This window comes from Neisseria sp. HMSC070F02, assembly GCF_001814225.1.
Taxonomy (GTDB): domain Bacteria; phylum Pseudomonadota; class Gammaproteobacteria; order Burkholderiales; family Neisseriaceae; genus Neisseria; species Neisseria meningitidis.
The window spans coordinates 1-7,660 of record NZ_KV815430.1 but is presented as its reverse complement, the minus strand read 5'-3'; the positions used below and the strand labels follow the sequence as shown (position 1 = coordinate 7,660).

The window sequence follows — 7,660 nt, the reverse complement described above, 5'->3', positions numbered from 1 at the left end:
TATGCTGTCTGAAACTCGGGGACTCAGACGGCATTTTGTTTGCCGCCATCAGTCGGCAAACTGTTTTTTCATCCTCTCTCGGCGTTCTTGGGACTCAACAGATAAAGTGGCTGTCGGGCGTGCCAGCAGCCGCTTCAGACCGATAGGCTCTCCCGTATCGGCACAGAATCCATAATCCCCTTCATCAATATTGCGGATGGTCGCCTGTATTTTACTGAGAAGTTTTCGTTCCCGATCGCGGGTACGGAGTTCCAATGCGTACTCTTCTTCCTGTGTGGCACGGTCGGCAGGATCGGGGGCTGATTCGTGTTCTTGGAGATGCCCTGTCGTAGCGGAAGCATTTTCGATGAGTTCGTCTTGCATTTTTACCAGCAATTCGCGGAAAAAAGCCAAATGCTCGTCATTCATATAATCGTCTTCCGGCCCGTTCCAATTCAAAATATCTTGTTCTGTCAGCTTTGCCATAATGTATATCCTCTCGGTTCACCGAAAAAAACAAAGCACCACAAAGTGGCTTTATTCCTTTGATTTTTATAAGGCTTATTGCCTAAGGCGTTTTTGAAAACGCGCATCATAACACGTTTTGGATTGGTTTTTTTATTTTCTTTACATTATTGATATTGCCGTTCCATTTCCTGCGAACGGCGCACACAGGCACAAACGCCCTCGCTTATGGCTTCGGCGACACGATGCCGCCTGAAAGCTTCCACGGCTTCGTGGGTTGTCCCGCCTTTTGACGTTACATTTTTTTGAAGCTTCTCGAAATCTTCACCCGTCTGCTCGGCAAGGGTAACCGCTCCTTTAAACGTTGCCAGACTGAGCGCGCGTGCTTCTGCCATATCAAACCCTTGTCGGATGGCGGCATTTTGCAATGCGTCCAGCAGATAAAACACATAAGCCGGTCCGCTGCCGCTGATGCCGGTAATGCCGTGCATTTGCGCTTCATCTTCCAACCAAATGGTCAAACCGACTGATTTCATGATTCGATCGGCAATCCTGCGGTCTGTTTCCGATACTTCCGCTTCGGCAAACATACCGGATACGCCCAGCCCGATTTTTCCGGGTGTATTCGGCATAACCCGGACAATGCGGCGTGTTCCCCCAATGTAACGGCTGAGCGTATCGACCGGCAATCCGGCTGCGACAGAAAGCACCAATGCGCCGTTGGTGCGGATATTTTTGCACGCGGCTTCCATATCCTGCGGCTTGACGGCAAGGATTAAAACATCGTCGGAATGAAGCTCCGGCAAGGTTTCAGAAGTTTCGACCCCCAACTCTTTTTGCAAACGTTCGCGCTTTTCCGCACCCCGGTTGGCAATATGGATGCGGTAACCGCCTTGTTTGACCAATCCGCCCGCAACGGCAGCCGCCATATTGCCGCCGCCGAGAAAATAAACATTCATTATTTCTACCCTATTCAAAATTACCTTACTAAATTCATTCCCAATTTTTTACCATCGGACGCGCTCGGACAGACCGTTGCGCCGCAACCCCTGCTTTTCCAAGCAGTCAAATCCTCCCTGTTTGAACGTCTCAATCAAAGGTTTGCCGTCACGCGTACGCCAATCCAGCCCGCAGGCTTCAAACTTCCCTATTTTCCTGTAAAAGTAAGATTGTTGTGCGGATTCATATTCATTTGCCCTGACGGAACGATTGCCGTCTGAAAGCGGTATCTCGTAGTCCTCTAAAGACGGCGGACTCTCGCCGCCAATATCCCAAAAATCGATGGCGGCAGGTTTTCTCGGCTTACACCAGCCGGACAGGGACGAACACTCATACCAACCTGCCAACCGGCAGCCTGCAACCGTAAATGCAAGCAACGCAGCCATTGCCGTATATTTTATTGCCCGAATTTCCATCAGCCCCTTTTCCCGAAAATCGCGCTGCCGATACGGACGTGTGTCGCACCGCACTCAATGGCGGCAGGCATATCGTCCGACATCCCCATAGACAGCACGTCTGCCTTAACGCCAGCCGCATTGAGGTCGGCAAGCAGTTTCCGCATCGTTTGAAATTGCACCTTCAACTCCGTTTCACTGCTGTTAGCTTTGGCAACACACATCAGTCCGCGTACGACGATATTCGGCAGCTTCGCCACTTCCACAGCAAGCGCGACTGCTTCTTCGGGCGCGACACCGTGCTTCACCGCCTCGCCCGCAATGTTCACCTCAATACACACCTGCAAAGGCGGCATTGAGGAAGGACGCTGTTCGCTCAACCGGACAGCGGTTTTCAGACGGCATACGGTATGCACCCAATGCGCGCGTTCGGCGACAAACTTGGTTTTGTTGGACTGCACATCGCCGATGACGTGCCACACGATGTCGGTCAAATCCGCCAACTCTTCCGTTTTGCCGTACCACTCCTGAATATAGTTCTCGCCGAAATCACGCTGTCCGGCGGCGTAAACTTCGCGGATGCCGTCTGAAGGGAAAGTCTTACCGACGGCAATCAGGCTGACGGAATGCGGCTTCCTTCCCGCCTGCAGAACCAATTTTCCGATACGGTCGGACACCTCACAATAACGTTCTTGCAACACCGTCATAGATTATCCCCTAATTAAAAATGATTAAACAGTTGAAACCCCTCCAGTCAGGGCGGTACAATCAAGGTTGTTAGAACCATTCCAACCAATCGAAACATTATACTAAACAGAGCCGCATTATGCAGATTACCGACTTACTCGCCTTCGGCGCTAAAAACAAAGCATCCGACCTTCACCTGAGTTCGGGCATATCCCCTATGATTCGGGTTCACGGCGATATGCGGCGCATCAACCTTCCCGAAATGAGCGCGGAAGAAGTCGGTAATATGGTAACTTCGGTGATGAACGACCACCAGCGGAAAATCTACCAGCAAAACTTGGAAGTCGACTTCTCGTTCGAACTGCCCAACGTCGCCCGATTCCGCGTCAACGCCTTCAACACCGGCCGCGGTCCCGCCGCCGTATTCCGTACCATTCCCAGCACCGTCTTATCGCTGGAAGAATTGAAAGCCCCGAGCATTTTCCAAAAAATCGCAGAATCGCCGCGCGGCATGGTATTGGTTACCGGCCCTACCGGTTCGGGCAAATCGACCACGCTTGCCGCGATGATCAACTACATCAACGAAACCCAGCCGGCACACATCCTGACCATCGAAGACCCGATCGAATTCGTCCACCAAAGCAAAAAATCCCTGATTAACCAGCGCGAGCTGCACCAGCACACCCTCAGCTTCGCCAACGCGCTGAGTTCCGCATTGCGCGAAGACCCCGACGTTATCCTTGTCGGCGAGATGCGCGACCCAGAAACCATCGGCTTGGCTCTGACCGCCGCCGAAACCGGACACTTGGTTTTCGGCACGCTGCACACGACCGGCGCAGCAAAAACCGTCGACCGTATTGTGGACGTATTCCCGGCGGGAGAAAAAGAAATGGTGCGCTCTATGCTGTCCGAATCGCTGACCGCCGTCATCTCCCAAAACCTGCTGAAAACGCACGACGGCAACGGCCGTGTCGCCTCGCACGAAATCCTGATTGCCAACCCCGCCGTCCGCAACCTCATCCGCGAAAACAAAATCACGCAGATTAACTCCGTCCTGCAAACCGGGCAGGCGAGCGGTATGCAGACAATGGACCAATCGCTGCAATCGCTGGTGCGCCAAGGGCTGATCGCACCGGAAGTCGCACGCAGACGCGCGCAAAACAGCGAAAGTATGAGTTTCTGACACACAACCGCCTTCCGGCCATACCGGCGGGAAAACAAGGCGCAAACACGCGGGGCGGGACGCAGCATCCCGCCCGGCTACCTTTCCGAACAAGAAGCGTCCGCCTTCCTGTTGAAACCTGCCGCCGCAAACTGCAAGGCTTAAACCGAAAAGAAGCTAACGATGAATACCGATAACCTGCACGACATCTTGGACGAAATGGTTCAAGTGTATTCTCAAAAAAAACAAAGCCGATCCGAAACCCCGGCCGAAATCGGCGCACACTTCCACCCGCTGCTCGACCGCCTGTGCGAAACCGCAGAAGCACAAAACGCGTCCGACATCCTTATCAGCAAAGGATTCCCGCCCTCGTTGAAAATCAACAGCGCATTAACCCCGCAGCCGCAAAAGGCGCTGACGGGCGAGGAAACCGCCGCCATCGCCGCATCGACGATGAACGCCGAACAATCGGAAATATTCCGGCGCGACGGCGAAATCAACTACTCCGTCCAGTCGCGCAGCGGCACGCGCTACCGCGCCAACGCCTACCACAGCCAAGGCAGCGCAGGTTTGGTTTTGCGGCGCATCAACCACGTCATCCCGCAAATGCAGGAATTGGGTCTGCCCGAAAAACTCAAAGACCTCGCCGTCGCACCGCGCGGGCTGCTGATTATCGTCGGGCCTACCGGTTCGGGCAAATCCACCACGATGGCGACTATGCTCGAACACCGCAACAAAACCCTGCCCAGCCATATCGTTACCATCGAAGACCCGATTGAGTTTATCTACAAACCGCGCCGCTGCATCTTTACCCAGCGCGAAATCGGCGTCGACACCATAAACTGGCAGACGGCGGTACAAAACGCTATGCGCCAGTCCCCCGACGTGGTCTGCATCGGCGAAGTCCGCAGCAGGGAAAGTATGGAATACGCGATGCAGCTCGCCCAAACCGGCCACCTGTGCATTTTTACGCTCCACGCCAACACCGCGCAGCAGTCGCTCGAACGCATACTCAACTTCTACCCCAAAGAACAGCACAACCAAATACTGATCGACATCGCCCTCAACCTGACCGGCATCATCTGCCAACGCCTCGCCCTCAAACAAGACAAAACGGGCAGGACGGCGGTTGTCGACTTGCTCATCAACACGCCCGCCATCCAAGACTTCATCCTGAAGGGCGACCTGATGAACATCAGTAAAATCATGGAAACCGCCAAAACCGACGGAATGCAGACGATGGATCAAAACCTTTTCGAACTGTACCGTCACGGCATCATCAGTTACGAAGAAGCCCTGCGCCAGTCCGTTTCCGCCAACAACCTGCGATTGCACATCCAACTGCACAAAGAAGGCAAAACGCCCGAACTCCTTTACGACAGGGTCAACGGTCTCAACCTCATTTCCTGATCCGCAAAACCCAATGCCGTCTGAAAACCGCATCCCCGTTTTCAGACGGCATGATTTTATCCGCCCCATTCATGTGCTACACTTTATAGTGGATTAAATTTATAGTGGATTAACAAAAATCAGGACAAGACGACGAAGCCGCAGACAGTACAGATGGTACGGAACCGACTCACTTGGTGCTTCAGCACCTTAGAGAATCGTTCTCTTTGAGCTAAGGCGAGGCAACGCCGTACTGGTTTTTGTTAATCCACTATATTCACTTCATAACAATAAACCGGTAAAACCATGAAAACCCCACTCCTCAAGCCTCTGCTCATTACCTCGCTTCCCGTTTTCGCCAGTGTTTTTACCGCCGCCTCCATCGTCTGGCAGCTAGGCGAACCCAAGCTCGCCATGCCCTTCGTACTCGGCATTATTGCCGGCGGCCTTGTCGATTTGGACAACCGCCTGACCGGACGGCTGAAAAACATCATCACCACCGTCGCCCTGTTCACCCTCTCCTCGCTCACGGCACAAAGCACCCTCGGCACAGGGCTGCCCTTCATCCTCGCCATGACCCTGATGACCTTCGGCTTTACCATTTTAGGCGCGGTCGGGCTGAAATACCGCACCTTCGCCTTCGGCGCACTCGCCGTCGCCACCTACACCACACTTACCTACACCCCCGAAACCTACTGGCTGACCAACCCCTTCATGATTTTATGCGGCACCGTACTGTACAGCACCGCCATCATCCTGTTCCAAATCATCCTGCCCCACCGCCCCGTCCAAGAAAGCGTCGCCAACGCCTACGACGCACTCGGTGGCTACCTCGAAGCCAAAGCCGACTTCTTCGACCCCGATGAGGCAGCCTGGATAGGCAACCGCCACATCGACCTCGCCATGAGCAACACCGGCGTCATCACCGCCTTCAACCAATGCCGTTCCGCCCTGTTTTACCGCCTTCGCGGCAAACACCGCCACCCGCGCACCGCCAAAATGCTGCGCTACTACTTCGCCGCCCAAGACATACACGAACGCATCAGCTCCGCCCACGTCGACTACCAAGAGATGTCCGAAAAATTCAAAAACACCGACATCATCTTCCGCATCCACCGCCTGCTCGAAATGCAGGGACAAGCCTGCCGCAACACCGCCCAAGCCCTGCGCGCAAGCAAAGACTACGTTTACAGCAAACGCCTCGGCCGCGCCATCGAAGGCTGCCGCCAGTCGCTGCGCCTCCTTTCAGACGGCAACGACAATCCCGACATCCGCCACCTCGGCCGCCTGCTCGACAACCTCGGCAGCGTCGACCAACAATTCCGCCAACTCCAGCACAACGGCCTGCAGGCGGAAAACGACCGCATGGGCGACACCCGCATCGCCGCCATAGAGACCGGCAGCCTCAAAAACACCTGGCAGGCAATCCGTCCTCAGCTAAACCTCGAATCAGGCGTATTCCGCCATGCCGTCCGCCTGTCCCTCGTCGTTGCCACCGCCTGCACCATAGTCGAAGCCCTCAACCTCAACCTCGGCTACTGGATACTGCTGACCGCCCTTTTCGTCTGCCAGCCCAACTACACCGCCACCAAAAGCCGCGTCCGCCAGCGCATCGCCGGTACCGTACTCGGCGTAATCGTCGGCTCGCTCGTCCCCTACTTCACCCCGTCTGTCGAAACCAAGCTTTGGATCGTCGTCGTCAGCACCACCCTGTTCTTCATGACCCGCACCTACAAATACAGTTTCTCCACCTTCTTCATTACCATTCAAGCCCTGACCAGCCTCTCCCTCGCAGGTTTGGACGTATACGCCGCCATGCCCGTACGCATCATCGACACCATTATCGGCGCATCCCTTGCCTGGGCGGCGGTCAGCTACCTATGGCCAGACTGGAAATACCTCACGCTCGAACGCACCGCCGCCCTTGCCGTATGCAGCAACGGTGCCTATCTCGAAAAAATCACCGAACGCCTCAAAAGCGGCGAAACCGGCGACGACGTCGAATACCGCGCCACCCGCCGCCGCGCCCACGAACACACCGCCGCCCTCAGCAGTACCCTTTCCGACATGAGCAGCGAACCCACAAAATTCGCCGACAGCCTGCAACCCGGCTTTACCCTGCTCAAAACCGGCTACGCCCTGACCGGCTACATCTCCGCCCTCGGCGCATACCGCAGCGAAATGCACGAAGAATGCAGCCCCGACTTTACCGCACAGTTCCACCTCGCCGCCGAACACACCGCCCACATCTTCCAACACCTGCCCGAAACCGAACCCGACGACTTTCAGACAGCACTGGATACACTGCGCGGCGAACTCGACACCCTCCGCACCCACAGCAGCGGAACACAAAGCCACATCCTCCTCCAACAGCTCCAACTCATCGCCCGGCAGCTCGAACCCTACTACCGCGCCTACCGACAAATTCCGCACAGGCAGCCCCAAAACGCAGCCTGAAAAAGTTTCGGCATTTTGTAAGAGAGGGCAGATTGTCAGACAGGTTGCAAGATAGTGGATAAGGCTTTGCGCAGGGTAAATGCGTAGCAACTGAACCGTCATTCCCACGAACCTACATCCCGTCATT

General features: G+C 55.2%; 7 protein-coding genes. 3 read left to right on the top strand and 4 right to left on the bottom strand.

Features of this window, described 5'->3' with window-relative positions; all coding sequences use genetic code 11:
• Nucleotides 1-48: 48 nt before the first annotated feature.
• From dksA to HMPREF2959_RS05840, 4 genes are all read right to left on the bottom strand, one after another.
• Nucleotides 49-465, bottom strand: coding sequence for an RNA polymerase-binding protein DksA (gene dksA, locus HMPREF2959_RS05855; RefSeq protein WP_002231430.1), 417 nt, complete (start codon nt 463-465; stop codon nt 49-51).
• Nucleotides 466-611: 146 nt separating this feature from the next.
• Nucleotides 612-1,421, bottom strand: a complete 810-nt coding sequence (gene proC / locus HMPREF2959_RS05850) for a pyrroline-5-carboxylate reductase (protein ID WP_256373243.1) — start codon at nt 1,419-1,421, stop codon at nt 612-614.
• Between the two features lie 30 nt (nt 1,422-1,451).
• Complete coding sequence (locus HMPREF2959_RS05845; protein WP_002243164.1) at nt 1,452-1,859, bottom strand: hypothetical protein; 408 nt, start codon at nt 1,857-1,859, stop codon at nt 1,452-1,454.
• Entirely contained in the window at nt 1,859-2,545 is a 687-nt protein-coding gene (locus HMPREF2959_RS05840) for a YggS family pyridoxal phosphate-dependent enzyme (RefSeq protein WP_002237503.1), read from the bottom strand. The genes HMPREF2959_RS05845 and HMPREF2959_RS05840 overlap by 1 nt, the downstream gene beginning before the upstream one ends.
• Before the next feature lie 119 nt (nt 2,546-2,664).
• Here HMPREF2959_RS05840 and pilT point away from each other — a divergent pair, with 119 nt between their 5' ends.
• The 3 genes from pilT (at nt 2,665) to yccS (ending at nt 7,533) form a co-directional block, all read left to right on the top strand.
• Entirely contained in the window at nt 2,665-3,708 is a 1,044-nt protein-coding gene (pilT, locus tag HMPREF2959_RS05835) for a type IV pilus twitching motility protein PilT (RefSeq protein WP_002215258.1), read from the top strand.
• Between the two features lie 162 nt (nt 3,709-3,870).
• A complete protein-coding gene (locus HMPREF2959_RS05830; protein ID WP_070696507.1) occupies nt 3,871-5,097 on the top strand; it encodes a PilT/PilU family type 4a pilus ATPase in 1,227 nt (408 codons plus the stop codon).
• Nucleotides 5,098-5,382: 285 nt separating this feature from the next.
• Complete coding sequence (gene yccS / locus HMPREF2959_RS05825; protein ID WP_070696504.1) at nt 5,383-7,533, top strand: YccS family putative transporter; 2,151 nt, start codon at nt 5,383-5,385, stop codon at nt 7,531-7,533.
• Nucleotides 7,534-7,660: the final 127 nt, after the last annotated feature.